21 protein-coding genes are annotated in these 25,805 nt (G+C 62.9%); 7 read left to right on the top strand and 14 right to left on the bottom strand.

Annotation, left to right across the window (positions count from 1 at the left end):
- Positions 1-132 precede the first annotated feature (132 nt).
- Positions 133-570, top strand: coding sequence for a hypothetical protein (locus MTX35_RS26255; protein ID WP_374230256.1), 438 nt, complete (start codon positions 133-135; stop codon positions 568-570).
- Between the two features lie 58 nt (positions 571-628).
- On the opposite strand, the gene MTX35_RS07905 is transcribed toward MTX35_RS26255, so the two are convergent.
- Positions 629-5,581 carry a DEAD/DEAH box helicase gene (locus MTX35_RS07905; RefSeq protein ID WP_243594433.1) on the bottom strand — a complete coding sequence of 1,651 codons (4,953 nt, stop codon included), beginning with the start codon at positions 5,579-5,581 and terminating at the stop codon, positions 629-631.
- Positions 5,582-6,182: 601 nt separating this feature from the next.
- On the opposite strand from MTX35_RS07905, the gene MTX35_RS07900 reads away from it, so the two are divergent.
- A complete protein-coding gene (locus MTX35_RS07900) occupies positions 6,183-6,863 on the top strand; it encodes a hypothetical protein (protein ID WP_243594432.1) in 681 nt (226 codons plus the stop codon).
- A gap of 90 nt (positions 6,864-6,953) precedes the next feature.
- Positions 6,954-7,544, top strand: a complete 591-nt coding sequence (locus tag MTX35_RS07895; protein WP_243594431.1) for a GNAT family N-acetyltransferase — start codon at positions 6,954-6,956, stop codon at positions 7,542-7,544.
- A gap of 20 nt (positions 7,545-7,564) precedes the next feature.
- Here the strand turns inward: MTX35_RS07895 and MTX35_RS07890 are convergent, their stop codons facing one another.
- From MTX35_RS07890 to MTX35_RS07875, 4 genes are read right to left on the bottom strand one after another with little or no spacing between them, the layout of a single operon-like run.
- Entirely contained in the window at positions 7,565-8,347 is a 783-nt protein-coding gene (locus tag MTX35_RS07890; protein WP_243594430.1) for an SDR family NAD(P)-dependent oxidoreductase, read from the bottom strand.
- A gap of 11 nt (positions 8,348-8,358) precedes the next feature.
- Complete coding sequence (locus MTX35_RS07885) at positions 8,359-9,690, bottom strand: MFS transporter (RefSeq protein WP_243594429.1); 1,332 nt, start codon at positions 9,688-9,690, stop codon at positions 8,359-8,361.
- A gap of 24 nt (positions 9,691-9,714) precedes the next feature.
- Complete coding sequence (locus tag MTX35_RS07880) at positions 9,715-11,154, bottom strand: FAD-dependent oxidoreductase (RefSeq protein WP_243594428.1); 1,440 nt, start codon at positions 11,152-11,154, stop codon at positions 9,715-9,717.
- On the bottom strand, positions 11,147-11,971 hold the full coding sequence (locus tag MTX35_RS07875) for an SDR family NAD(P)-dependent oxidoreductase (protein WP_243594427.1): 825 nt from the start codon (positions 11,969-11,971) through the stop codon (positions 11,147-11,149). Before MTX35_RS07875 ends, MTX35_RS07880 begins: the two co-directional genes overlap by 8 nt.
- A 217-nt stretch (positions 11,972-12,188) precedes the next feature.
- On the opposite strand from MTX35_RS07875, the gene MTX35_RS07870 reads away from it, so the two are divergent.
- Positions 12,189-12,851, top strand: coding sequence for an IclR family transcriptional regulator (locus MTX35_RS07870; RefSeq protein ID WP_243594453.1), 663 nt, complete (start codon positions 12,189-12,191; stop codon positions 12,849-12,851).
- Between the two features lie 19 nt (positions 12,852-12,870).
- Here MTX35_RS07870 and MTX35_RS07865 read toward each other — a convergent pair whose 3' ends face one another.
- From MTX35_RS07865 to MTX35_RS07855, 3 genes are all read right to left on the bottom strand, one after another.
- A complete protein-coding gene (locus MTX35_RS07865) occupies positions 12,871-13,290 on the bottom strand; it encodes a nuclear transport factor 2 family protein (RefSeq protein WP_243594426.1) in 420 nt (139 codons plus the stop codon).
- Positions 13,291-13,414: 124 nt separating this feature from the next.
- Entirely contained in the window at positions 13,415-13,690 is a 276-nt protein-coding gene (locus MTX35_RS07860) for a hypothetical protein (RefSeq protein WP_243594425.1), read from the bottom strand.
- Between the two features lie 187 nt (positions 13,691-13,877).
- On the bottom strand, positions 13,878-14,336 hold the full coding sequence (locus MTX35_RS07855) for a hypothetical protein (RefSeq protein WP_243594424.1): 459 nt from the start codon (positions 14,334-14,336) through the stop codon (positions 13,878-13,880).
- Positions 14,337-14,447: 111 nt separating this feature from the next.
- Here MTX35_RS07855 and MTX35_RS07850 point away from each other — a divergent pair, with 111 nt between their 5' ends.
- On the top strand, positions 14,448-15,323 hold the full coding sequence (locus tag MTX35_RS07850; RefSeq protein ID WP_243594423.1) for a bifunctional methylenetetrahydrofolate dehydrogenase/methenyltetrahydrofolate cyclohydrolase: 876 nt from the start codon (positions 14,448-14,450) through the stop codon (positions 15,321-15,323).
- On the opposite strand, the gene MTX35_RS07845 is transcribed toward MTX35_RS07850, so the two are convergent.
- From MTX35_RS07845 to MTX35_RS07820, 6 genes are all read right to left on the bottom strand, one after another.
- Entirely contained in the window at positions 15,293-16,096 is an 804-nt protein-coding gene (locus MTX35_RS07845) for an IclR family transcriptional regulator (protein ID WP_243594422.1), read from the bottom strand. The genes MTX35_RS07850 and MTX35_RS07845 overlap by 31 nt on opposite strands.
- A 60-nt stretch (positions 16,097-16,156) precedes the next feature.
- Positions 16,157-16,849 (bottom strand): GntR family transcriptional regulator, encoded by a 693-nt coding sequence (locus tag MTX35_RS07840; protein WP_243594421.1) that lies wholly within the window; start codon positions 16,847-16,849, stop codon positions 16,157-16,159.
- Positions 16,850-16,890: 41 nt separating this feature from the next.
- Positions 16,891-18,042, bottom strand: coding sequence for an aromatic ring-hydroxylating dioxygenase subunit alpha (locus MTX35_RS07835; RefSeq protein ID WP_243594420.1), 1,152 nt, complete (start codon positions 18,040-18,042; stop codon positions 16,891-16,893).
- Positions 18,043-18,139: 97 nt separating this feature from the next.
- Positions 18,140-19,303 carry an NAD(P)/FAD-dependent oxidoreductase gene (locus tag MTX35_RS07830; protein WP_243594419.1) on the bottom strand — a complete coding sequence of 388 codons (1,164 nt, stop codon included), beginning with the start codon at positions 19,301-19,303 and terminating at the stop codon, positions 18,140-18,142.
- Complete coding sequence (locus MTX35_RS07825) at positions 19,300-19,662, bottom strand: bifunctional 3-phenylpropionate/cinnamic acid dioxygenase ferredoxin subunit (protein WP_032405160.1); 363 nt, start codon at positions 19,660-19,662, stop codon at positions 19,300-19,302. Before MTX35_RS07825 ends, MTX35_RS07830 begins: the two co-directional genes overlap by 4 nt.
- 398 nt (positions 19,663-20,060) lie before the next feature.
- Complete coding sequence (locus MTX35_RS07820; RefSeq protein WP_243594418.1) at positions 20,061-21,146, bottom strand: S-(hydroxymethyl)mycothiol dehydrogenase; 1,086 nt, start codon at positions 21,144-21,146, stop codon at positions 20,061-20,063.
- A gap of 362 nt (positions 21,147-21,508) precedes the next feature.
- Between MTX35_RS07820 and MTX35_RS07815 the strand changes: the two genes are divergently transcribed.
- Entirely contained in the window at positions 21,509-23,152 is a 1,644-nt protein-coding gene (locus MTX35_RS07815; RefSeq protein WP_374230253.1) for a BCCT family transporter, read from the top strand.
- A gap of 177 nt (positions 23,153-23,329) precedes the next feature.
- Positions 23,330-25,795 (top strand): FAD-dependent oxidoreductase, encoded by a 2,466-nt coding sequence (locus tag MTX35_RS07810; RefSeq protein ID WP_243594417.1) that lies wholly within the window; start codon positions 23,330-23,332, stop codon positions 25,793-25,795.
- The last annotated feature ends 10 nt before the right edge of the window (positions 25,796-25,805 follow it).

Genomic DNA, 25,805 nt, shown 5'->3' with positions numbered 1-25,805 from the left:
GAACTTCTACAACACTCGACGTAGGCACTCCACGATCGGAATGCTCAGCCCCCACAATTACGAACAGTCACTGAACGCGCCGATTATGGCCGCGTAGCCACTGTCCACTTTTCGGGGTGAACCTCAACCGTCCTGTGGGCTTCGCTGGCATGGGGCGAAGGCACCCGGGCATTCCGAAACCCCGCACGGGTCCGGTCCTTCCTGTCCAACACCGATCTCAACTCCGCCCTCTTGATCGAGGCAGCGCAGTTGGCGGAGAGGGAACCAGAAGCCGCCTACCGTCTGCTTAACAGGAAGATCAAGAATCTCGGTCCAGCGTTCTTCACCAAGTTCCTGTACTTTTCCGGAGCCGGCAACGCGGCCCATCCGAGTCTCATTTTCGACGCACGGGTGGCAGCAGCGCTCCGGGATCATTGCGGCTGGGACTCACTGCGGGTCGGCGGCGCATGGCCGCCAGACACCTATGGGCGGTACTGCGCCCTGCTCCAGCGTTGGGCAAGAGAGCTGACGGACAGGGGCAACCCGGTTACGGCGGAGCTCCTCGAGTTCCGGTTGTTCTCACGCAGGTAAGGGAACAGCCGGATCGCTATCACTGCTGGTTTGTTGTGTTATCCGTGTGGCCCCTGGGTCATGAGCCAGCCGCGCCCTCGGACTCAAGCTCAGTCACGATTCGCAGCGTCTCCATCGACACTGCCGCGACCTTCTTGATGAGTTCGACGATGTAGGTGGGGTCGTCGTGTTCGTCGCACCAATCGTTGGGGTCGTTGACGATGCCCGACGCCTTGTCTGTCTTGACCTGGTAGCGGTCGATGACCCATCCAAGAGCGGACCGTGACCCGAGCAGATAGTCCTCCGCTTCAGCGGGGATACCTGTGATGGCCACCTTCGGGTTGTAGACGATGGCGGTGTGATCGGTCTTGCTGCGCCACTTCATCTTCTGTACACGCCAGGTCTCACGGTCGGAGACCTCGACGCCGGGCTTAACGTCCACGGTCAGCGGGTAAGGATCGACGGATTCGTAGTCCATGTGTAGGTCCATGAGCTGCTGTCCAGCCTCCACAAGCTTGCTGAACCGCTGGACCGAGTCCGGAGTTGGAATATGGGGCAGCATCTTTTTGAGATCGCCAGCGTAGGTCTCTCTATAACTGGGGACGTGGAGCAGTGCATAGACGGAGTAGAAGATCTGATCTTTGGTGACGGTGTTTCCGAGTCGTGTGCGATAAAGAGCGAGAATGTCGTCGGTGACGTTGTCGACCCGTCGATATCCGTACTCGTCTGCCTCAACAGAGTCGTCGACGCTGGAGGTCAGCTTAAGCTCAGAGTCCTCCGCAGCGGCCTCCACGTAGGTCCAGCGAGAGAAGAACTGGCCGCTACCCGACCCCCAAAAAGACAGGTCGGGGATTGTTTCTGTGGCAAACACGGAGAACGGTTTGTCCGAGCCAGTACCGACTATGTAGAAGCCCATGTTGCTATGGTGCGGTGTCGGAAATATGGATGGCATCTGCGACCGCTCGTGGTTGAGGTAGCGGTCGAAGTAGCACCACTGTGAGTTCATCGGGCGGTAACCACTAACCCGGACACCCTCCGGTTCGAACTCGATCCGTCGCCCCCGTGCAAGGTGCGTCCGGAGGCTGCGCGACCACTTGATGCGCGAACCGTCGGCCGCGGATGGGGTGAGAGCAAGCCAGTCGGTGACTGTGCTCTCGGTCGGGCGCACAATCGAATGTTCCGCGCAGTAGGTCTGGAATGGCGCTAGTTCGTCGTTGTAGTTCGCGACGAGTCGCGTCACGGAGTCGAGCACGGTCTTGCGCGAACTGTTGTAGCCCCAGGCGTCCCGAGCGGTCTCCAAACCACGGGAGAACGCCGTGAAGATCCTTGGCTGGCTGACTTCGCGTTCACGTGAACCGAGAACCGGCCACGCCCCGAACTCTTCGTCTCGCTGACTAGTCCAGTCCCCGTGCTCGTTGGGTGTGATCGTCTGCCACTCGGCGGTGTCGATGCGTTCTGCGTCGATGATGCGGAGTTTTTCGTCGCGGGTGAGGTAATCGCCAATGTTGCGGTAGTGGATCTCGCAGGGGCCGACATGGGTGGGATCTTTGACGCCTACAAGAATCGCCACCGTTGACCGGCTGCCTGCGCCGAAGACCTTGCCGCCTTCCCGCCGCGACAATTCGCCCGAGGTTCGTTGGTTACCTCGGAGGTTGTAGACGTACAGCTTTGCGTATTCGTCGGCGAAGGACAGTCTCACCCCGGATGCGGTGTTGCCGTCGATCCAGCCGCCGTTGGAGACGAATGCAACGATGCCGGTATCGCCGACTCGGTCTGTGGCCCAGCGGAAGGCGCGGTAGTAGGAGTCGTAGAGGCTGTTTTTGTTGGTGCCCTTCGAGCGTGCGACGTAGGTGTTCTCGAGGCGTCCGTCGAGTGTGGGGTACTTGATGTTGGCGTTGAGGTCGTTCGCGCTGGTCTGACCGACTGAGTAGGGCGGGTTGCCGACGATGACGTTGATCGGCATCGCCAGCTGCTTCTCGATGCGTGAGTTGTTCTGCGGGAACATGATGGCGTCCATGGTGTCGCCATCTTCGGTGATCTGGAAGGTGTCGGCCAGGACGATGCCTTCGAAGGGGACGTACTCGCCATCGACGCCATCAGGGGTGGTCAGCGCGTGGAACGTCGACTCGATGTTGACCGCCGCTATGTAGTAGGCGAGAAGCATGATCTCGTTGGCGTGCAGTTCGTCCGAGTATTTTCGGGCCAGGTCGCCGGGCAGGATCAGACCAGATTGCAGTAGCCGGGTGATGAAGGTGCCGGTGCCTGTGAATGGGTCGAGGATGTGGACGCCTTCGTCGGTGAGCCCGCGTCCGAAGCTTTCCCTCGAGACGTGGTCGGCGGCGCGGAGAATGAAGTCGACGATCTCGGTCGGGGTGTAGACGATTCCGAGCGCCTCGGACTGCTTACGGAACGCGATGCGGAAGAAGCGTTCGTAGAGTTCGGCGATTACCTGCTGCTTGCCTTCGGCGGAGTTCACTTCGGAGGCGCGGACTCGAACGGAGGCGTAGAACTTCTCCAGGCTCGACACCTCGGCTTCGAGACCGGAATCGTCGAGGGTGTCGACCATCGACTGCATGACGATGGACACCGGGTTGTGGGCGGCGAAATCGTGGCCGGCGAACAGGGCGTCGAACACCGGTTTGGTGATCAAGTGTTGGCTGAGCATGTTGATGGCGTCATCGCGGGAAATGGAGTCGTTCAAGTTGTCTCGAAGTCCGGTCAGGAACTTCTCGAACTGCACGGTGACATCTTCCGAAGCGCCATCGAGCAAGGCATTGATGCGGGTGATCTGCGTGTTCGCGATCTCAGCGACGTCTCCTGCCCATTGTTCCCAGTAGACGCGGGTGCCGACCTTGTCGACGATCTTGGCGACTATGGCTTCCTGCCACTCGGACAGCGAGAACAGCGCCATCTGCGTGGCCATAGCGCCATCACCTGTCGGTTCACCACCGCCCGGCTTCTCTTTGTCGGTGGAGGTGCCATCGGAGATGGACTCGTCGCTGTCGCTCGTCGGCCCGATGTGCCCACCGAGCAGCCGGTCAGTTCCTTTGCCGGTCTTCTTCGGTGAGTTGGCGTTGAGCGCAATGGAGTTGACCATGGCGTTGAATCGGTCGTCGTGAGCGCGCAGGGCGTTGAGTACCTGCCAGACCACCTTGAAACGCTGATTGTTCGACAGGGCCTCCGATGGGGAGACGCCAGCAGGGACGGCGACGGGCAGGATGATGTATCCGTAGTGCTTGCCTTCGGATTTACGCATCACCCGTCCGACTGACTGCACCACGTCCACGACGGAGTTGCGGGGGTTGAGGAACATCACCGCGTCCAGCGCGGGAACATCGACACCTTCAGAGAGGCACCGGGCGTTGCTGAGGATGCGGCATTCGCCCTCGGGGATCGGTGCTTTGAGCCAGGAGAGTTGTTCGTTGCGTTGCAGTGCGTTGAAGGTGCCGTCGACGTGATGGACCGTGCAGGTCAGGTCTCGGTTAGTGGAATCGATCTGCTCACCGTCGTTCTCGGTGTCGTCGAGCAGTTCGCGGTAGGCATCGACGACGGCAGGGAAGACCTCGGCGATCTGCTTGGATGCCGCGATGTCCTTGGCGAACGCCACGGCGCGCTTCATCGGAAGCTCACCAGGAGTGAATCCGTCGCCGTCAGTGGTGCGCCCGGCGCGTTTGGCGAGCCCGTTCCAGCAGCCGACGATCTTGGAGGCGTCGTCGAGTCGGAGTTCGCTGAAGTTTCCGGCGAGCTGTTTCTGCATCGGTGAGGCGATGAGTTCCTCGTCGACGGTGAGAACGATGACCTTGTAGTCGGTGAGCAGGCCGCGCTCGACGGCATCGCCGAAGGAGAGACGATGAAACTCGGGGCCGTACGTTGCTTCGTCGTCCATCGATGTCAGCTCGGCGGAGTGTTCTTCGGCTTTGTCGCGGACCTTGTCGTCGAAGATGCGGGGTGTTGCGGTCATGTAGAGCCGTCGGTCGGCTTTGAGGAACTCGGCGTCGTGCACTTTGACGAAGTTCGAGTCGTCGTCGCCGAACAGGGTGACTCCGGTGGTGCGGTGCGCTTCGTCGCAGATCACGAGATCGAAGGGGTCCACACCCTGACCCTGTGCTGCTGCGACCGCAGGCAGGGACTGGTAGGTGGTGAAGACGACCGTCAGACCCTTGGCATGCTTGCGGTGCGCCATTTCCGAAGCAAGTGTGGCTGGATCGGTGGTGACGGGGATGGAGACGTCGTGGACGTTGAAGTCCTCCGCGGAACGGGAGACTTTGGTATCGGAGCATACTGCGAACGCACGCAGGTCGAGCTGTGTCTGGGCAGTCCACTCCCTCAGCGTCTGGGACAACAGCGAGATCGATGGGACAGCGAACAAGATCCGGGCGTTGCCGTTGTTCTCGAAGGCGGTGCGTTCGGCGATCTTCAGAGCCGTGAACGTCTTACCCGTTCCGCAGGCCATGATCAGTTTTCCGCGATCATTGCCGGCGTCGTAGCCGGCGAAGACTGCGTCTATAGCGTCCTGCTGGTGTGGACGAGGTTCGTGGCGTTTGGCCTCGGACAGGTCGATCTGCAGCTCACCTTGGGGCCAAGCGATATCCCAGTCGATGGGGGACTCCGCTATGTCGGCGAGACCAATTCGCTGGACAGGGATCTGCTGGTTCTCCAATGCCGCTTCGGCATTGGTGCCCCACCTGTCAGTGGTGGAGATGATGACGCGGTTGGTGAACGGAGTCTGGCCCGATGCGGTAAAGAACGAGTCGATGTCGCCCTTGGCCAGTGTGGTGGTGGGTTCATAGAACTTGCACTGCACGGCGGTGAGTTCACCGGTGTCGCGGTTCCTCGCGACGAGGTCGATGCCGGTGTCAGGTTTGCCGTCGCGGCCCGGCCAGTCCATCCATTGCCACACCTGGTCGTATTCCTGCACTAGCAAGGGGTCGAGTTGGAAGTAGCGGACCATCAACTGTTCGAACTTCGTCCCACGCTCGGAGTTCGATGGTGCCTGCCGGAACGCCTCGATCACGTCATGCACAGAACCCACGCCGAACCTCAATCCACTCACGCTGATGTGATGTACCCGCCGATCATCTTGCCTTGCTCGTAATCCGCGGTGACCTTCGGCTATTTGGGCAGAACTTCGGCTGTAGGTGCCGGGCCGTTGAGAGCTCACGAGACGACTTGCTCGGCGTTCGTTTGGTGACTGCGAGGCCGTTGATGTCCGGGGGCGCATATCTATAGGGGGAGCAGCGCCGGCGGTCCGCCAGCCCCGTGTTAGCTCCGCCCGATTTGGGGGCTTCGGTGGCTGAAATCCTGACGCAACTCAGGATCTGACCCGCGACACATAAACGACACGTATTGAACGATATGAGGCGGTATCCAAATATGGCGAAACACGTCCACGAAGAATTGTATTCGCCCTTTAACAGCGCTTTCAGGGTCGCTGGGCTGGCTCACTTTGCTTCGGACCTGTAACAAGAGGTTAGGGGTTCGAATCCCTTCGGGCGCACAGGAGAAGAAGCCCCGAACTGCAGCGATGCGGGACGGGGCTTCTTCGTTGCGTAGGGATGTTCGGCTGATCCCGAAGACGGTGGACAATGAAACAAACCAGGCATAAGGTTTGGCGACATCGTCGGAGGGGTCACGTGAGCGATCGGCCGGGCAGAATCTCGAACGAACGCGCTCGGCCGAACGGGGTCGGTGCCGATTCTCGACTGCACGACGTCACCGCGCGGTTGTCCGTCCCGCTGTTGCTCATCGCGGTGACGTTCATCGGCGCGTTGCCGTTCTACGTTCGGCAGCCGTTCGGTTCCGGGGAGTCGGTATCGAGTCCGATGTGGTTCGGCGGATCTGTCTACCTCGCATCACCGGGAGCGGGTCTGTATTGGCTGATTGCATTGCCGGTGTGCATCGGGGCAGTCGCTTTCTACTGCACGTGGAGTGAACGTAGATCAGGCACCGGCCTGCACGTTCGGCTGTGGCTCGTGGCCAGTGTCGGACTGTGTGCGGCGATAGTCGTGCTGATGCGCAGCGGCTTGTTGTTCTTCGCGGGCAACCTGACGATCCGCGGACTTCTTCCGCTGTTGACGATGTCGGCAGCCGTGTTGATCTGGGGCGTTGCTCTGCATTCGCGCGTAGTGGTCGGGGTGGGAGTCGTTGCCGTCGCTGCGAGTCTGGTGTCCAACCTCTACAACGTAGAAAACCTTGTGCCACAACAGTTCGCATTCGACGCCCGGTACGGTCTCTGGCTGAACATCCTGCTGACATCGCTCGTCTTCGTATGCGGGGCAGCGCTGTCCGCGCTGGTCGAACGATCGAGGAACTGACGTTTCGCCTGTTGATCGCTACGTGTGCGTGGGTGCCGCGTGCGTCCACCTGCAACCGCGTTCGACCTATTGGAACTAGAGTTCCCGTATGTGAATGCGAAGCAGGCAATCCGACCGGCAGTTCCGGCCGACGTGGACCGCGCTGCCGAGTCTCTCGGCCGCGCCTTCTCGGACTATCCGTTCACTCGGCACACCGTCGCTGCCGGTGATCACCAGCAGCGGGTGGCATCACTGCAGCGCATCTATCTCGATTCGATCGGCTTGCAATGCGGTCGAGTATGGGTCTCCGATGACGTTGCGGCCGTTGCGGTGTGGCTCACCCCGTCCTCGGTTGGCGTAGGCGAAGCATTCGAGTCCGTCGCCGAACACATCGAGCAACTGCACGGTGACCGCATCGATATCGCGCGAAGAGCAGACGAAGCTACCGAATCGTTGAAGCCGTCGGAGCCGGTGTGGCTGTTGGCGACGGTAGGCGTCGATCCATCCGTGCAAGGGCAGGGCTTGGGGCGCGCCGTCCTCGAACCCGGCCTCCTGCAGGCCCAGGAGCAAGGCTGTCCGGCTTATTTGGAAACGTCCTCGACAGCGAATCTCGACTTCTATGCAGGGTTGGGATTCCGGGTGACCGGGTCGGTGCAACTCCCCGATGATGGCCCAATAGTGTGGGCGATGCTGCGCGCATAGCGGTCGCCACGTGCGAGGTGTCAGTTCTTCGCCTTCAACTCATTGGTGATGCGGTGGTAGATCCCGCCGGAGGTCAGGCCACCGTCGACGACGATTTCTGTGCCCGTGATGTACCGCGATGAATCCGACAGCAGGAACGCGACCGATTCCGCGATTTCTTCGGCGTCGGCGACGCGCCCTGCGGGTACCGATTGCAGGCTTGTCTCCACGAAAGCCGTTGAGCCGGAATGCAGTAACGGTGTGTCGACCAGGCCGGGATGGATCGAATTGACTCGAACTCCGTACTCGGCGAATTCGAGTGCTCCTACCTTCGACAGGCCACGCACTCCCCATTTGCTGGCGCCGTATCCTGCCGCGAAGTAGCCGAGCATTCCAGCGATGGACGACACGTTGACGACCGAACCACCACCACCCCGTTTGAGAAGTGGCGCACAAGCTTTCATTCCATAGAACACCGAGCTCAGATTGATGTTCATGACGCGGTGCCAGTCGTCGACGGTCGTGTCCTCGATGCCCGCTCGGTGACTGACACCGGCGTTGTTCACCAGTCCGTCGAGGTCACCATCCGATGATTCGATGGTTTTCGCCAGTGCCGTCCACGAGTCCGGTGCGGTGACATCGAGCTGGTAGAACTCTGCCCGACCGCCGGAATCGAGAATGCTCTTCACCACTGCTTCGCCTGTGGCCCCAGAGATATCGGTGACCCACACCTTGGCTCCCCGGGCCGCCAGCATTTCCGATTCGACTCGGCCCATGCCGCTGCCTGCGCCGGTCACCACGATCGTCTTGTTCTCGAAGTTCATGCGAGGGCCTCTCACTCTGTTTTCAGTTCGGTCCCCTTCGTCTCGGTCACGAAGAAGACCGTGGCGAAGGTGATGACGGCGCAGAAGACGAAGTAGCCAGCGGGTGCGAGCGGATTTCCGGTGAGTGAGATCAAGTACGTGGCGATGAAAGGTGCTGTGCCACCCAGCAACATGTTGGTGGTGTTGTTGCCCAGGGCCAGGCCTGTGTACCGCACCGAGGTCTTGAGCATTTCCACGTAGGTGACGTACGAGGCACCGTTGACGACGGACACCGCGATGAACAACACCGACTGCCCGACGACGGCCTGCCACAGCGTGCCGCCGGCCATCATCATGAACATCGGGACACCGAGAACGATGGCCGCGAAGCTGCCCGCGAAAAGTACGGGCTTGCGCCCGAATCTGTCGGCCATGTAGCCCGAAATGGGCAGGGTGATCACTCCGAGAACCAACGCGAGCGAGGTCGACAGAAATGCTGCTTGCGAGGTCTGGCCACCCTCGGTCCTGAGGTACGTGGCGGCGTAGACCGAAGCGATGTAGTAGCCACCGGTGATGAGCGCGCCGAGCAGAATGATCTTCACGACACTGCCGCCGGAGGTGCTCAGCAGCTCCGAGATGGGGAGCTTCTTGGTCTCTCCCTTGTTCTCGAGCTCCTTGAACTCCGGGGTGTCGTCGAGACGGTTCCTGATCCAGATGCCGACGCCGCCGATCACGAGGCTGAGCAGGAACGGGATTCGCCATGCCCAGGAAAGGATCTGTTCATCGGTGAACACGGAGTTCAGTGCTAGTGCGCACAACGAGGCGAGCAACGATCCGATGTACGTTCCGGTGTTGACCATCGACGTCTGAGTCGCACGCCACCGCGTCGGCGCAGACTCGGAGACGAACGCGTTCGCCCCTCCGAGCTCACCACCCGCAGCGAATCCCTGTAGGCACCTGCACAGGACGAGAACCGAGGTGGCCCACACTCCCAGAGTGACGTATGTCGGGAGCAATCCGATTCCGGCGGTGGCGACCACCATCAGCAGAATGGTCCAGGACAGTGCGTTCTTGCGGCCGTACTTGTCGCCTATGTGTCCGAAGAAGATTCCGCCCGGAACCCGAAGGAAGAAGGCAACGGCGAACGCCGCGAACGTGCCGAGAAGGGCGGCCGTCGGATCGTCGGACACGAAGAACAGCGCAGCGATGGTGGTGGCCATGTAGCCGTAGATGCCGAAGTCGTAGTACTCGACGACGGTTCCGACGACAGCGGCCCGGATCACTGTCAGGGGAGATTGTTTCGGGTTGGTGCTGGGGGCTCGTGCGTCCGACTCGGGCTGCACGGCGCGATCGTTCGTAGTCATCGGTGTCCTCGAATTCAGGGATGGTCAGGCCGTCAGTGGCTGTGTATCGACGGTGTGAAGGGCGGCGTTTCGACCGGCAATCCGGCCCATGGTGAGTGCATTGGCGACAGCGTTACCGCCACCGACGTACCGCTGTCCGAGAACTCCCGCTCCTGCCTCGCCTGCAGCGAACAGGCCGGGTACGCGGGTGCCGCGAGTTGTCAGCACGGCGGAATCGGAATCGATCTCCAAACCTGCATGTGTGCACACCAATTCGGCGGGGAGGATTCGTGCGGCATAGAAGGGGGCGGTCTCGATGGGTTCGGGATTCGACGTACTGGCCTTGTTGGCGAGTGTCCGATGGCGCAGATAGTCGGGGTCCTCGCCGTGGGGCAGATGCGCGTTCCATCGCTCGACCGTGGAATCGAGGGCCGCGGCGGGCACCGCCATGAGTTCGGCAAGCTCAACGAGGGTGGATGCGCGAAGCGTCCGGCCGGCGTCTGCCTCGTCCTCGATACGGTCGGGTGCCCAATCGGCATATCCTGCAGGCAGATTCTGTCGAGCGTTGTCGTCGAAGATCATCCAGGCGGAGCCACCCTGACCGTCGATGATTCCGGTCGAGACCGCGTACGAGGAGTCCTCGTCCATGAATCGACGTCCCGCGGCGTTCACGTGAATACGTGATTTCGGGGGAAATCCCGACTGCCAGTGGTGGTAGCGCTGAAAGTAGACGGTGGGCAGCATGAGTCCCCACCCGTGACCTGCTATGGACGCGTCCACCGACGGCGCGTAGCGAAGGTGGTCACCGCGGCTGCCCTCGGCAGCAACGACGAAGAGATCGGAGCCGGCCCGGTTGGCAGCTGGAAAATGAATATCGACCAGCTCGGGGTCCCGAGCGAAACCACCCGAGGCCACTATGACTGCCGCAGAACGGAGTTCGACATCATCGGCGACGACTCCCGCGACCCGGTCGTTCTCGGTGAGTAGCGCCTGCACGCGGGTGTCGAGAACGACCTCGATTCCGTGCCTGCGGCGTGCAGCGTCCAAAACCTGGACGAGGCCGTACCCCTGGTCCTTCGGAACGTGCCCCCTCCAGACGTCTTCGACGCCAGCCTGGCTCAGGCCTGGTTGGTGTGCATTGCCGGAAGTCTTTGCGGGGATGTCCAATCCGAGTTCGATCAGCCACTCCAGTGTAGGTCCTGCCTGCTCGCAGAAGGTTCTGATCAGGCCGGGTTTGAGCATCCACTGATTGAGATCCATGTAGTGCTGGAAGTACTTCTCTGCGCTGTCGTCGATTCCGAGGGCGCGTTGCACGCTTGTTGCTGCAGCAGTGAACAATCCTGCTGACAGCGCCGTCGATCCACCCAGTTCCTTGCGCGCCTCGAAAAGAATGACGGACGCACCGTTCTCCGCTGCAGTGACTGCCGCGGCAAGCCCCGCGCCGCCGCCGCCGATGACGATGACGTCGTAGTCGGTGTCAGACATGTCGCGACCCACCGTCCACTGCGATACTGTGCCCGGTCACGTAGCGAGCACTGTCCGACAGGAGGAACAGGAGCGGTCCGAAGACTTCTTCCGGCGCGCCGAGCCGATGCAGGGGAACGGAATCGAGTGCCTTGGCCAGCGCTTCGGGATCTTCCTGCACCCACCGAGTCATCTCGGTGTCGATGTAGCCAGGTGCAATGGAGTTGACGCGAATGCCCACATCTCCGAACTCGACGGCAAGAGATTCCGTCAGGTGGGCAACGGCCGCTTTGGACGTGCAGTAGGCACCGCGACCCTTACGGACGCGAAGCGCGGATACCGAGGACATATTGACGATCGCGCCACCGTCGCGCATATGGCGCGCTGCCGCTTGCGAACCGAACAGAACGCCTTCGACGTTCACGCTGAGCGTGGCACCTATCTGCTCGGGGGTGATGTCCGCGGCGTACGCGAACGGGAAGATCCCCGCGTTGTTGATCCAGAAGTCGATCCGCCCGAATTCGGCCAGCGCAGTTCGGGCGAGAGCCTCGTGATCATCGGCGACGGTGACGTCGGCTCGCGCACCGATGATCGTTCCGGGTTGCTCGACCAGCGAGTCGGTGATCAGCTCCGTGTTGAGTTGCTCCGCTGTTTCCTTCATTCGAGCGTCGTTGATGTCGGCCCCGACGACATGTACGCCGCGCGCCGCAAGTCCCTTGGCGAACACCGCTCCCATTCCCTGAGCGGCCCCGGTGACAACAGCAACCTTGCCCGGAAGTTCGGGGTAGACCGCAATCATCGTGCGATCGACGACGCGTCCTGGATTGGGGTTGTTCATGGCGTTCTCCTCGTGCGAAAGATCGTGATCGGGCCTGCGAAGCGGTCCGAAGGGACAGCTTGCGGCAATCCAGCTTCTGTGCGATAATCGCACGCGGTGTGCGATTCACGTCGAACAGTAGGTGGTCCACTTCACACTCGTCAATAGGGGGCGCTTCATGACCGACACCGATCCACGCCGCACGGACGGCAGTCACTCCGTGGCCATCGATTCTGGGATGTCCAAAACGCTGCACCACGGCCTTGCCGTGCTCGAGTTACTGGCCGAACATCCGAACGGCTTGTCGATCACCGAGATCGCCGACGGAATCGGGGTGCACCGCACCGTCGCGCACCGGCTGGTTCGCACGCTCGAGGCTCATCATCTGTGCCGGCGAGACGACTTCAAGCGCATTTCGCTCGGGGCCGGGCTGGTGGCACTCGCCGAACCCGTCGAGCAAGATCTGCGAACCGTGGCGCGCCCCGTTCTCGAAGAACTGGCGGATCAGCTGGGAGCGACCGTCCATCTTGTCGTTCGCGAAAATTCAACGGAGGTCCGGGCTTTGATGGTTGTCGAGCCACGAGGCGCGAAGGTGCACGTGGCATTTCGTGGGGGGCAGGTCGATCCGATCGATCGAGGATCTGCCGGCCTGGCGATGCTCGCATCCTTGCCCCCGGCGGATGGGGAGCGTGCTGAAGTGGCGAGGGCGCGACGCATCGGATATGCGGTCACCCATGGCGAAGTGATTCCATCGGTCGGCGGAGTGTCCGCCGTGGTGCCGGGTCGCCGCGGAGACGCCATGGCGAGTGTGGGTGCGTCGGTGTTCGAGATCGACGACGAAGAGGAACTCGGTGCGGCCGTCGTCGCAGCGGCGGCACGGTTGGGGCGTTTGCTTCGTTAGCCGGTGGTTGGGGGTCGTGTCATGCGTCGTCGCGAGACACGGTCCTGTGTTGGATACGCCACCGATCATCCACTCGCACAACATGATCCCGGACCGATGTGAATCGGACGAGCCGGGTCTCGCCGCCGCGTGGTGTTGCCGTGATCTGGAGGTAGCAGTCGACTGTCAGTTCGTCGACGCTCACGAGATCGACGGCAATGTTCGTGATGACGTGCCGACGCCTCTCGTTCGCGTCGGCCGCGCTGTCGAAGAAGCGTTGGGCAAAGGCGGTCAGCTGGTCGCTACCGACCTCGGGTTCGGGGTAACTGGGCGAATCGAAGACGCCGTCTGGGGTGAATGTCTCTGCCCACTCCGTCGCGCGTCCGGAATCGATTGCGTGGCTTTGCCTGCCGTACAGGAGTTGAACCTCGGCAACGGTTGTCGAGTCCGGTTCGGGCATAAGCGTCTCCTTCGGTGCGCTATTCGCACGGATGGTGCGGATCGATGCGACGTTACGTTTCGATCCGTTCGGCAGTCGAGTCAGGGTATGTCCGCGGTTCTCGCATTCCCAGTTCGCCGTGAGATCACATGGACGATGCCGCGAATGTCAGAAACACGATGAACAATCCGACACCACCGAGTGCCGCACCGATCACCGCCTCCCGGCCGTTGGATGCGTCGCCTTCCACCGCGCGGCCGAGACCGATCCAGCCACTGACCACCGCGACGATTCCGGTCGGGATGGTCACGAGATCGCCGATGAACGGTACGAACGCGCAGATGACCGCCATGATGCCCGCCACCAACGCCAGGTTTCCGGCACCGTCGCGGAACATCGACCGAGAAGGGGACTTTCGCATCACCGGAACTCCTTCTCGCGCACATCGCGGCAGCACCGTTCCGACCTGCTTTTCTGCAGGTATCCGGCAACGACGCCTCCATAGTAGAGACCCATTGCCCTGCCCCGGGTCGATCCGGGATCGGGCTCGTTGGAGCAACCGGGGGCAACGGGAGCGATTACGTCGAACTTCGCACCTGACCGGGCCGTCAGAGGTTGGGCGTGCTCCTCCGGACCTGGTAGTTGTGCCATACCTGTGCCGCCAAGGGCACCGCGATGAAGGCGAAGCCGATGATCGGCAGCGATATCGGCCACGGAATCGACAGGTTGTTCGCCGCCAACAGTGCACCGGCCAACGCCATCGACGCGCCGACGCTTTCCAGCAGGTCGATCTTGCGGGGCCGGACCGGCGGGAGTCCGATCCACGGGATACGTCGTCCCGCGTTCTCTCGTGAAACCCGCCGCGCCGCAGCGATGGAGAGCGCGGTTCCGATCGCGAGCATGCAGACCCCGGCGACGACGGCCCACTCGTGACCTCCGTCGATCCACATCGAAGCCAGGTACAGCGCCGGGCCGCCGGCATAGGCGCAAAACACCTTCCAGGGAGGTGCGGACTCTCGCTCGTCGTGCTGCACGTCGACCGGCCGCATCGGCTGCAGGGGCTCCATGGCTCGACCCTCCCACATCAGTGCTCTTGACCGGCCGCTTCCACGCGCCGTACCCTGACCGACAGTTGATATACCAGAAGGCACGACATCGAAGACCCGAGGAACCACAGTATGACCACAGCGCTCAAGATCGACGGGACGGCGGTCAGCACGGTCGTCAAGGACGATCTGCGCCACCGCGTCGAACTGCTGGCGCAGCACGGAATTCGGCCCGGTCTGGGCACGATTCTGGTAGGCGACGATCCGGGTAGTCGTTCCTACGTCGCGGCCAAGCATCGCGACTGCGCCGAGGTGGGACTGCATTCGATTCAGGTCCGGTTGCCCGCGACCGCGAGCCAGCACGAGATCGAAGACGCCGTGCACGCCCTCAACGACGATCCCGAGTGCACCGGTTTCATCGTCCAGCTGCCGCTTCCCCCACACATAGACACCCATCGGGTGATCGAGCTGATCGATCCACGCAAGGACGCCGACGGACTGCATCCGACCAATCTGGGTCGGCTCGTGCTCGGCATGGACGGACCGCTGCCCTGCACGCCGCGCGGGATAGTGGAACTGCTTCGCCACCATGATGTTCCGATCACCGGCGCACGCTTCTGCATCATCGGGTGCGGTATCACCGTCGGGCGACCGCTCGGGTTGATGCTCACGCGTCGAAGCGAACACGCGACGGTGACGATGTGCCACGAAGCAACCGTGGACACCGCCGCGCACACGCGCGCCGCCGACGTCGTCATCGCCGCGGCGGGTGTTGCGCATCTGGTGCAACCGGATTGGATCAGTGCCGGGGCAACGGTGCTGTCGGTGGGAATCACCCGCACCGTCGAGGGCATTCTCGGTGACGTGCACCCCGGCGTCGAGCAGATCGCGGGGCGGCTCAGTGGAGCGACCGGCGGCGTCGGTCCGATGACGCGGGCCATGCTGCTGACGAACGTGGTGGAATGTGCGGAAGCGGCTCAGGCAGAGGGAATGAAGGACTCGCGGTAGCCCATCTTCTCGCTGATCTCCGCCGTGGCGGCCAGTACGTCGGGGACGATGGCCCGCATTCTGGTTTCGTCGAAGCGATACACCGGACCGGAGACGCTCAGCGCCGCGGTCGTCTTTCCGGTGTAGTCCAGGATCGGGGCAGCGATGGCATTGAGTCCGGTCTCGAACTCCTCGACCACCACGGCATAACCGAGCGAATCGGCAGCGTCGAGTTCGGCGACGAGGCCGGCCGTGGTGGTGAGCGTGTGTTCGGTGTACCGATGGAGGTCGAGAGAGTCGACCACCGTCTGCCGGGTATCGGCATCCAGAGAGGCAAGTAGCACCTTGCCGCTCGCGGTGGCGTGCAGGGGAGTTTGCTCCCCGATCCAGTTGTGGGTTCCTACCGAGCTGGGTCCACGTGCTTGATCGAGGTGCACCGCCGTATTCGCCCGCAGCACAGCGATATTCACGGTTTCGCCGAGCTTTCCGGCGAGACGTTCGCAGACGGCGTGGCCGTATTCGGTGATCTCCAGGCGCTCGGGTACGGCGGCAGCGAGCCGAAGAACCCCGAGGCTCAGCCGATACTTGCCGCGGTTGTGTGTCTGCATCACCATGTCGTGTTCTTCGAGTGACGCGAGCAGCCGCGACACCGTCGACTTGTGCACGCCGATCTCGGCGGCGATGGCGCTCACGCCTGCCTCCCCGAGCCGTGCCACGACCTCGAGCACTCGAAATGCGCGGTCGACGGATTGGACGCCGCCCTCCGGGGCACGTGTCGAATCGTCGGTTGCCACCTTCGCGACTATACGTAACCGGACATTCACCGGGTGGGACGCCCCCTGGGGCGGTGAGGTCTAGATGACGGCCCGAACGGCGTCGTCGAACTCGGTCACGTGTGCTCGGGCGATGGTCGCGGCATTCTCCGAGTCCCCGGCCGCAATGGCCCGCAACAGCTCGGCGTGAGTACCCACATGGTCGGCCAGTGGGGGCAGCCGATCCATGAACAGCCAGAAGATTCGCGTCGCCAAGTTGTTGTAGCGGATCAGCGCATCTTCGAGAACCGGATTCGCTGCCAGCCGGTAGACGGTGCGATGCACCTCCGCATCCCACGTGATCAGATCGTGCTGGCTGGGTGCCGCAACCTCGAACTCCTCGGTGCGGTCGGCCATGCCCAATAGAACCTGGCGCTGAGTTGCTGTTGCCGCGGTGGCGGCTTTGGCTGCGGCCAGCGGCTCGAGCCGCTGCCGGATCTCGGAGATGTCGCCCAGGTCGGCGACGTCGATCGACGTCGCGAAAGTGCCGCGCCGAGCGTGCGAGATGACGAGTCGTTCGTATTCGAGGCGTTTGAGCGCTTCCCGGACGGGCGTGCGGCCGACGCCCAGCTCGGCGGACAACGCCGACTCGACGACGGCTTCACCCGGCTTGATCACCAGCTTGATCAGCTTGTCGCGAACTGCCGAGTAGGCGACGTCGGCCATGGTCGCCGCCGGTTCGCCCGGCACCCCCGACGGTCCGGGGTTGCTGGACGACGCGACCTCGACACTCATGGTCACCGAGTCTATCGGCACCGAGAATGCGACAGGGGCGATCAGCCCTCGATGCGATTCTTCAACCAGTCGTGGAAGATGCCGATGTGGTGTTCGCTACCCACCAGCACACCGCCGTCACGGTACTTCCGTGAGCTCATGGCGGGCTGGCAGCGTTCGCACGCCTCGAAGTCCTGCAGGTTGACGCGGTGGAACAATTCCACCGAGTGCTGTAAGTCCCGTCCTGATGCGACGACACCGGGCAGATACAGCCAATCGCATTCCACCAGAGTGCGATCGGCGGCAAGCGGATACATCCGATGGATGATGACGTGATCCGGGACGAGGTTGACGAACACTTGCGGTCGGACGGTGATGGCGTAGTAGCGCCGGTCCTGTTCGGGTGCGATCCCGGGGAAGGCGTCGTGCCCCTCGGAGCCGTCGAGCGTGAATCCCCTTACGGATTCTCCGAACTCGGCTCCGTGGCCAACGTAGTACTGGGCGGCGTAGCCGTCGGCGAACTCGGGTAGTACCTCGGTCAGCTCGGGGTGGATGGTGGCGCAGTGGTAGCACTCCATGAAGTTCTCGATGATGAGCTTCCAGTTGGCCTTGACGTCGTAGCTCACCCGCCTGCCGAGGCCGAGATCCTCGATCTTGTAACGGTCGATGGATTCGACGTCGCCGAGTCGATCGCGGATGTCCTGCACCACCGTGGTGTCGAAGGATGCGGGGTTGTCGCTCAGGTTGACCCAGACGTATCCGAGCCATTCCTCGACGGCCACCGGCGACAAACCGTAACGAACCCGGTCGATGTCGGGCATCTTGGTGAGATTCGGTGCGGCGATGAGCTTTCCGTCGAGATCGTAGGTCCAGGCGTGGTACGGGCACTGGAACGATCGCTTGACCTCGCCCTTGTCCTCCATACAGATTCGTGCTCCGCGGTGAGCGCAGACGTTGAGGTAGGCCTTGATGGCACCGGTTCGCGTCCGAGTCACGATCACACTCTCCCGGCCGATCTGTACGGTGCGGAAAGCGCCTGGCTTGTCCAGGTCCGCGGCGCGAACCGCGCAGATCCACAGCTCTTCGAAGATCTTCTCCTGCTCGAGCTCGAAGATGGCCGGGTCGGTGTAGTAGCGACCCGGGAGAGTGGAGATCAAACTTTCGGGCAGGGGGAGAGGCGTTGCGGGGGCAGTGGTGTCGGGAATGGTGGTCAAGGGGTCCTCCGTACGTGGCCGACCTTGTGGTTCGGTGACGAGACGTCAACTGGCATAGGGTGATACGACGGGTGGAGCATCCGGAACGATGGTGGTGTCAGACTGTTCGAGCGGGTGCCGAGAGCTGACGGCGCCAGCGGGTGAACAACCGGACTTGATTGACACCGAGCACGCCGACCGGAAACCCGTCGGATCGGTACACGGCGAGAAAGCTGCCCACCTCGGGCGAGCCCTCCTCGATGGTGCATTCACTGTCCGGGCCTGCGGTGCCGGCGAATTGAATGCGAGAACCGTACTGATCGGACCAGAAGTACGGGGGTTTGACGTGTTGGCCGCCGTAGCTGCCCGCAAGCAGCGTTGCCACCGCGACGGTGGGGCGTTCGGACGCACCGGCCCAATGCTCGACGCGCCGATGGGAACCGGTCGAATCGAGCCACGCGGCGCAATCGCCGACGGCGACCACTCCTGGCACAGCGGTCGCACCGCCGCCGTCGCACAGGATTCCGTTGCCCAGTGCGAGTCCGCTGGTGCCGAGCCACTCGATGTTCGGAATGCCGCCGATGCCGACCACCACGACGTCTGCGTCGAGGAGTCGGCCATCCGCGAGCCGAACGCCGGTCACTCGGTCGGTGCCGGTCAGTCCGTCGACGGCGGTGCCGCAGATCAACGTGGTGCCGTTCTCGTGGTGCAGATTGCCCACCGCGCTACCCAGTCGCGCGCCGAGTGGCCCGGCGAGCGGTGACGGGGCGGCTTCGACGACGGTGACATCGAGGCCCAGTTTCCTTGCGGTGGAGGCCACTTCGGCTCCGATGAAGCCGGCCCCGATGACCACCAGCTTCGCTCCCGGCGCGAGCTCCACCCGCAACCGATCGGCGTCGTCGATCGTGCGCAACACGTGCACGCCTGCGAAGTGCTCGGTACCGGGAAGCGACCGCGCGCGCGAGCCGGTCGCCAGGATGACGCCGTCGGAGGTGAGTTCGGCACCGTCGTCGAGGGTGACGGTTCGACGCGATGGATCGAGTGCCGTGGCTGTACGGCCCAGAATCCAGGTGGCATCGAGGTTTTCGTCCTCCGGCTCGAGTGCGAGAGTGCTCACGTCCACGTCGCCTGCGAGGTATTCCTTCGACAGGGGAGGGCGGTCGTAGGGGCGGTGGCTCTCGGCGCCGACGATGGTGACCGCGCCGTCGAACCCAGCGGCCCGCAGTGCCCGGGCAGAGCACAGACCGGCCAGGGATGCTCCGACGATGGTGACGCTCTTCATGAATGTCCCTCGGCGGCCAGCCGGCTGCGAACGTCGGGCGGAAGATTGGGAGTCGCGGTGCTCAGCTCGATATAGATCACACCGTCGTCGACGACAACGGTGTGAGTGCGCACCGGGAGCTTCGCGGGCGGAGCATCGACTGCTCCTGTACGCAGGTCGAATGTGGACGCATGCAACGGGCATTCGACCGCGCATCCCTCCAGCCAGCCGTCGGCGAGCGACGCGTCCTGATGCGTACAGGTGTCGTCGATCGCGAACAGCTCACCGTCCTCGGTGTGGAACACCGCCACTGGTGGGGTGGTGTCGACGCGTAGAGCTTCGCCGCCGGGGAGGTCGGCCAAAGGGCACACCTTGAGCATCCAGATCCTTCCTGTATCGCTATGCGGAACACGTCTTACTGGACGCAACAATAGTGTGAACATTCACACAGGGGCGTGTCAATAGGTGACAGCACTTTTCACTCCTGCGAAACATGACGTAACCGGAAGCGGACAAACTACGCGTTGTACCAGCTGAGCACGTGTTTAGCATGTGCAATGACGTGCTCGTTCGATGCGAGGTGACCCCGGCTCGGCGGTGCGCACGGGGGTCCACGGGCCTGTGCGCAGCGCCGACTCTCCGCTACCACCGAGTAGTTACTGACATCGTTGATATATCAGGCCACCAGCTGCCGCGGGCGATCCATACTTCGAGGTGTGGTGCTTCGTCGCCGATGCGGGTTCCGTTGCCGTGTCCGGTGTTGACGCGGAGTGCCCGCTCACAGGATCACCACCGAACGCAGGACGGTGCCCTGATGCATCTTCTCGAACGCAGCTTCGACGTCGTCGAGGGTGATGCGTTCGGTGACGAACTTCTCGAGCGGCAACCGGCCCTGCTGATATAGATCGACCAACTGTGGGAAGTCGCGTTCGGGCAGGCAGTCGCCGTACCAGGACGATTTCAGCGAGCCACCGCGGGAGAAGAAGTCGATCAGCGGCATCTCGAGGGTCATCTCCGGGGTCGGCACCCCGACCAGGACAACCGTCCCGGCCAGGTCGCGGGCGTAGAAGGCCTGTGTCCAGGTTTCCGGGCGACCGACGGCGTCGATGACGACATCGGCACCGAACCCGCCGGTGAGTTCCTGCACCGCCTCGACGGCGTCGACGAGCGAGGAGTCGACGGTGTGGGTGGCTCCGAGTTCGAGGGCCCAGTCGAGTTTTCCTTTGTCGCGGTCGACGGCGATGATCGTCGACGCCCCCGCCAGGCGGGCTCCGGCGATCGCGGCATCCCCGACACCACCGCACCCGATCACCGCGACGGAATCTCCGCGGGAGACGTTGCCGGTGTTCATCGCGGCCCCGAGCCCGGCCATGACCCCGCAGCCGAGCAGTCCGACGACGGCAGGATCGGCGTCGGGGTCGACCTTGGTGCACTGGCCTTCGTGGACGAGGGTCTTCTCCGCGAACGCGCCGATACCCAAGGCCGGGGTCAGTGCGGTGCCGTCGTCGAGGGTCATCTTCTGGGCGGCGTTGTGGGTGTCGAAGCAGTACCACGGGGTGCCGCGTTTGCAGGCCCGGCATTCCCCGCACACCGCCCGCCAGTTCAACACCACGAAGTCGCCGACCTCGACGTGCTCGACGCGATCACCGACCGTCTCGACGATGCCGGCGGCTTCGTGTCCGAGCAGGAACGGGAACTCGTCGTTGATGCCACCCTCGCGGTAATGCAGATCGGTATGACACACCCCGCACGCCTGAATCTTCACCACGACCTCGTTCGGGCCGGGATCGGGAATGGTGATCGTCTCGATCGAGACGGGCTCGCCCTTGCTCTTGGCGACGACGGCGCGGACCTGCTGCGGCATGGTTTGGTACTCCTGAGGTAGAGGAAGGAACGGTATCGACGCCATTGACGGCATTGGGATTGCTTTAATATATCAGTTACCAGGCAGTGCGAAATGTTAAATACGAGTATCGAATTCGGACATCTTTCGGAAAGCCTGCCCGTGTAACTGCAGTTCACAGCGTTTTTCGGTTTCCGTAAGCCGTGCTGATGAGCCTGTAATGGGTGGCCATCTCTTGACATCGCCCCTGGGTCGGCTCAGTCTTGTTCGGGTTCCAGCAAATTCAAGTTGCGCAGAGAGCAACGAGTCGCGCATCTATCCGACCACCCACGCTGCGTGCACGGGCGACACACCTATTCGGCGAGAGCCGGAGGGAGAACGATGTGACAACGAACAGCAAACCCCGGGTCGACAAACCTCGGGTCGCGTCATCCGAGAAACATGCGCCCCACCATTACGGCCCACTCGAGGTCTATCACCACGGAGACGGGGGAAATCCGCGTACCGACAAGGTGGTCTTCGGTGTCACTGCCGCCATCGTGATCGCCATTCTGGCGTGGGGCATCCTCGGCACCGAGAACATGAAGTCCGTCAACGCGTCCGTACTCGATTGGGTGGTGACGAACGTCGGCTGGCTGTTCATCTTCTCGGCCACCGGGTTCGTGATCTTCGCGATCTGGCTCGCGCTCAGTCGGTACGGAAAGATTCCGCTCGGCAAGGACGGCGAGAAGCCCGAATTCAACACCGTCAGCTGGATCGCGATGATGTTCAGCGCCGGCATGGGAATCGGCTTGATCTTCTGGGGAGTGGCCGAGCCGCTCACCCACTTCGTCACCCCGCCGCCCGGAATCACCGATTCGACTGTGGGAACGGCGCTTTCGACGGCCATCTTCCACTGGGGATTGCACCCGTGGTCGATGTACGCGGTGGTCGGATTGTCGATCGCCTACGGCACCTACCGGATGGGCCGCAAGCAGCTCATCAGCTCCTCGTTCATCCCGCTGATCGGCCGTCACGCCGAAGGCCCCATCGGCAAGGTCATCGACATTCTGGCGATCTTCGCCACGATGTTCGGCACCGCGGCATCCCTCGGCCTCGGCGCACTCCAGATCGGTTCGGGTATCGAGGTTCTCGGCTGGGTCGACCAAGCGGGGACGCTTCTGCTCGTGGCTGTCGTCGCGATCCTGACGCTCGCGTTCGTCGCCTCGGCAGTATCGGGAATCTCCAAGGGAATTCAGTGGCTGTCCAACATCAACATGGTGCTGGCCCTGCTGCTCGCGGTGTTCGTGTTCGTCCTGGGACCGACGGTGTTGATCCTGAACCTGCTGCCCACCACCCTCGGTGACTACGCCGCGCACATCGCCGGAATGTCGGCGCGGTCGGCGGCATCCGGTGGTCCCGAGACCGAGTCCTGGCTCTCGTCCTGGACGATCTTCTACTGGGCCTGGTGGATTTCGTGGACCCCCTTCGTCGGTATGTTCCTCGCTCGCATCAGTCGTGGCCGCACCATTCGCCAGTTCGTCATCGGCGTCATTCTCATCCCGACGTCGGTGAGCTTGGTCTGGTTCTCGATCTTCGGTGGAGCCGCAATCGGCCAGCAGCAGAAGGGGACCGAAGACCTGGTGGCCCTCGGTAAGCCGGAATCGCAGCTGTTCGCGGTACTCGGTCAATTCCCGTTGGCCGGCATCTCGTCGGTGCTGGTGATGGTGTTGGTCGGCATCTTCTTCGTCAGTGGAGCCGACGCCGCCTCGATCGTGATGGGCACCCTGTCGCAACGAGGCACCCTGGATCCGTCCCGTGGAGTCGTCGCCTTTTGGGGCGTGATCACCGGCGGCATCGCAATCCTGATGCTGTGGACGGGAGGATCGGACGCCCTCAACGGGTTGCAGACGATGACCATCATCGTGGCGGCACCGTTCGTGCTGGTGATGATCGGTACCTGTGTCTCGCTGTACAAGGACGTCACGAGCGACCCGTTCATCGTCAAGAATCCCAAGGCTCCGCCGAAAGTGAAGTCCGACAAGTGAAGTGAGCCGGTGGTGCGGGGCGCGTACACGCGCGTCCCGCACCTTCGGTATTTCGGGGGTTGACCTCGGTCACCCCTGCCCATACTCTTGATATATCAATCTCTGGTTAGTTGTCGTGCAGGCTGCGGATCGTCTCGGCCGAGCTCCATCTCTCCACCCCGATACGGAAGGACCACCATGGGTTCACCGAGAGTTGTCATCATCGGCGCCGGCATCGTCGGTACCAACGTGGCCGACGAGCTCACCGCACGCGGTTGGGATCGCATCACCGTGCTCGATCAGGGGCCGCTCCCTCTCACGGGTGGATCCACCTCGCACGCACCGGGTCTGGTTTTCCAGACCAATGCTTCCAAGACGATGACCGAACTCGCTCGGTACACCGTCGAGAAATTCATGGGCCTCGAGGTGGACGGGCAGTGGTGCTTCAACCAGCTCGGCGGTCTCGAAGTGGCAACCACCGAGGAGCGACTGGCCGACCTGCATCGCAAGCAGGGGTGGGCCACGTCCTGGGGCATCGAAGGATCGGTCATCGACCCGTCCGAATGCGCCAAACTGCATCCGCTGCTGGACCGTTCGCGTGTTCTCGGCGGTCTGTACGTCGAGACCGACGGACTCGCCAAGGCGTCGCGCGCTGTGGTGGCACTGACCCGTCGCGCAGAATCGCGCGGCGCAGTCTTCCGCGGTTCCACCAAGGTCATCGGCATCGAACAGACGGGGGGCCGAGTCACCGGTGTGGCAACCGACCACGGCGTCATCGAGGCCGACATCGTGGTGTCGTGCGCCGGCTTCTGGGGACCCGATGTGGGCGAACTGGTCGGCATGAAGGTGCCGCTGCTGCCGCTGGCGCACCAGTACGCCAAGACCGATCAGATCCCGGAGCTGGTGGGACGCAACACCGAAGCGGCCGAGGCCGGCATGCCCATTCTTCGTCACCAGGATCAGGACCTGTACTTCCGCGAGCACGTCGACCGTCTCGGCATCGGCAGCTACGCGCACCGACCGATGCCCGTCGACACCGGGACCCTGCCCGGCGGAGACAGTGTGTCCGACGACGTCATGCCGTCCATGCTGGACTTCACGCAGGAGGATTTCGCCCCGTCGTGGGAGCAGTCCAAGCTGCTGTTGCCGTGCCTCGAGACCGCCAAGATCGACCACGGCTTCAACGGAGTCTTCTCGTTCACGCCGGACGGCGGACCGCTGCTCGGTGAGTCCCCGGACGTCAAGGGCTTCTGGATCGCCGAGGCCGTGTGGGTCACGCACTCGGCCGGAGTCGGCAGGGCCATCGCGCAGTTGCTGGTCGACGGACGCTCCGAGGTGGAACTGCACGGATGCGACGTCAACCGCTTCGAGGACTTCCAGCTCGATCCCGCGTACGTCAGCGAAACCTCGCAGCAGAACTTCGTCGAGATCTACGACGTCCTGCATCCCTCGCAGCCGCGGCTGTCCCCGCGTGACGTTCGGGTCAGCCCCTTCAATGCGCGGCAGCATCAACTCGGTGCCGTGTTTCTCGAAGGCGGCGGGTGGGAGCGCCCGCACTGGTACGAGGCCAATGCCGATCTGGTGCAGCAGCTTCCGGCCGAGTGGCAGCCGCCGAAGCGTGACGAGTGGGCGTCGATGTTCCATTCGCCCATCGCCGCGGCCGAGGCCTGGAAGACCCGTACCTCCGTCGCCATGTACGACATGACCCCGCTCAAGCGGCTGCGCGTGCGCGGCCCCGGTGCGCTGGCCCTGCTCGAAGGATTGACGTCCGGCAAGATGGACAAGACCGTCGGGGCCGTCACGTACACGCTGGCCCTCGACGAGAAGGGCGGCGTCCGCAGCGATCTCACCGTCGCTCGGTTGTCGGCCGACGAATTCCAGGTCGGAGCCAACGGCAATCTCGACTTCGACTACCTGCGCCGCGAAGCGCCGAGTGACGGCAGCGTCACCGTCGACGACATCACCGGATCCACGTGCTGCATCGGTCTGTGGGGTCCCCACGCCCGCGACGTCGTCGAGAAGCTGACCCAGGACGACTTCTCCAACGAGAACTTCAAGTACTTCCGCTGCAAGCAGGTTCGGATCGGGGGAGTGCCCGTCACTGCGATGCGGCTGTCGTACGTGGGCGAGCTGGGTTGGGAGCTGTACACCACTGCCGATTACGGTCAGCGACTGTGGGACATGTTGTGGCAGGCCGGTTCCGAGTTCGGCATCATCGCAGGCGGGCGCGCTGCGTTCAACAGCCTGCGTATGGAGAAGGGCTACCGGTCGTGGGGGTCGGACATGACCACCGAACACAACCCCTACGAGGCAGGTCTCGGCTTCGCGGTGCGCCCGCAAAAGGGTGAATTCCGCGGCCGCGACGCCGTGCTCGAGATGTCCGACGACACCGTCTCGAAGAAGTTGGTCTGCCTGAAGATCGACGACGGCACGTCGGTGGTACTCGGCCACGAGCCCGTCCTGGTGGACGGCGAACCCGCCGGTTACGTCACCAGTGCCTCGTTCGGGCATACCGTCGGTGCGCCGATCGCCTACGCCTGGGTTCCGGCCGGTAGCGCTGAACCCGGTGCAGCAGTACAGATTCGATACTTCGACCGGCTCGTGTCCGCCACCGTCGTGGCCGAGCCCCTCGTCGACCCCGAGATGGCCAAGATTCGCAGCTGACGACCCACCA

The sequence above is a fragment of the Rhodococcus sp. ARC_M12 genome (genome assembly GCF_022810385.1).
In the GTDB taxonomy this organism is placed as follows: Bacteria; Actinomycetota; Actinomycetes; order Mycobacteriales; family Mycobacteriaceae; genus Rhodococcoides; species Rhodococcoides navarretei.
The sequence above is the reverse complement of the archived record's forward strand: the minus strand, read 5'-3'. Positions and strand labels throughout refer to the sequence as shown.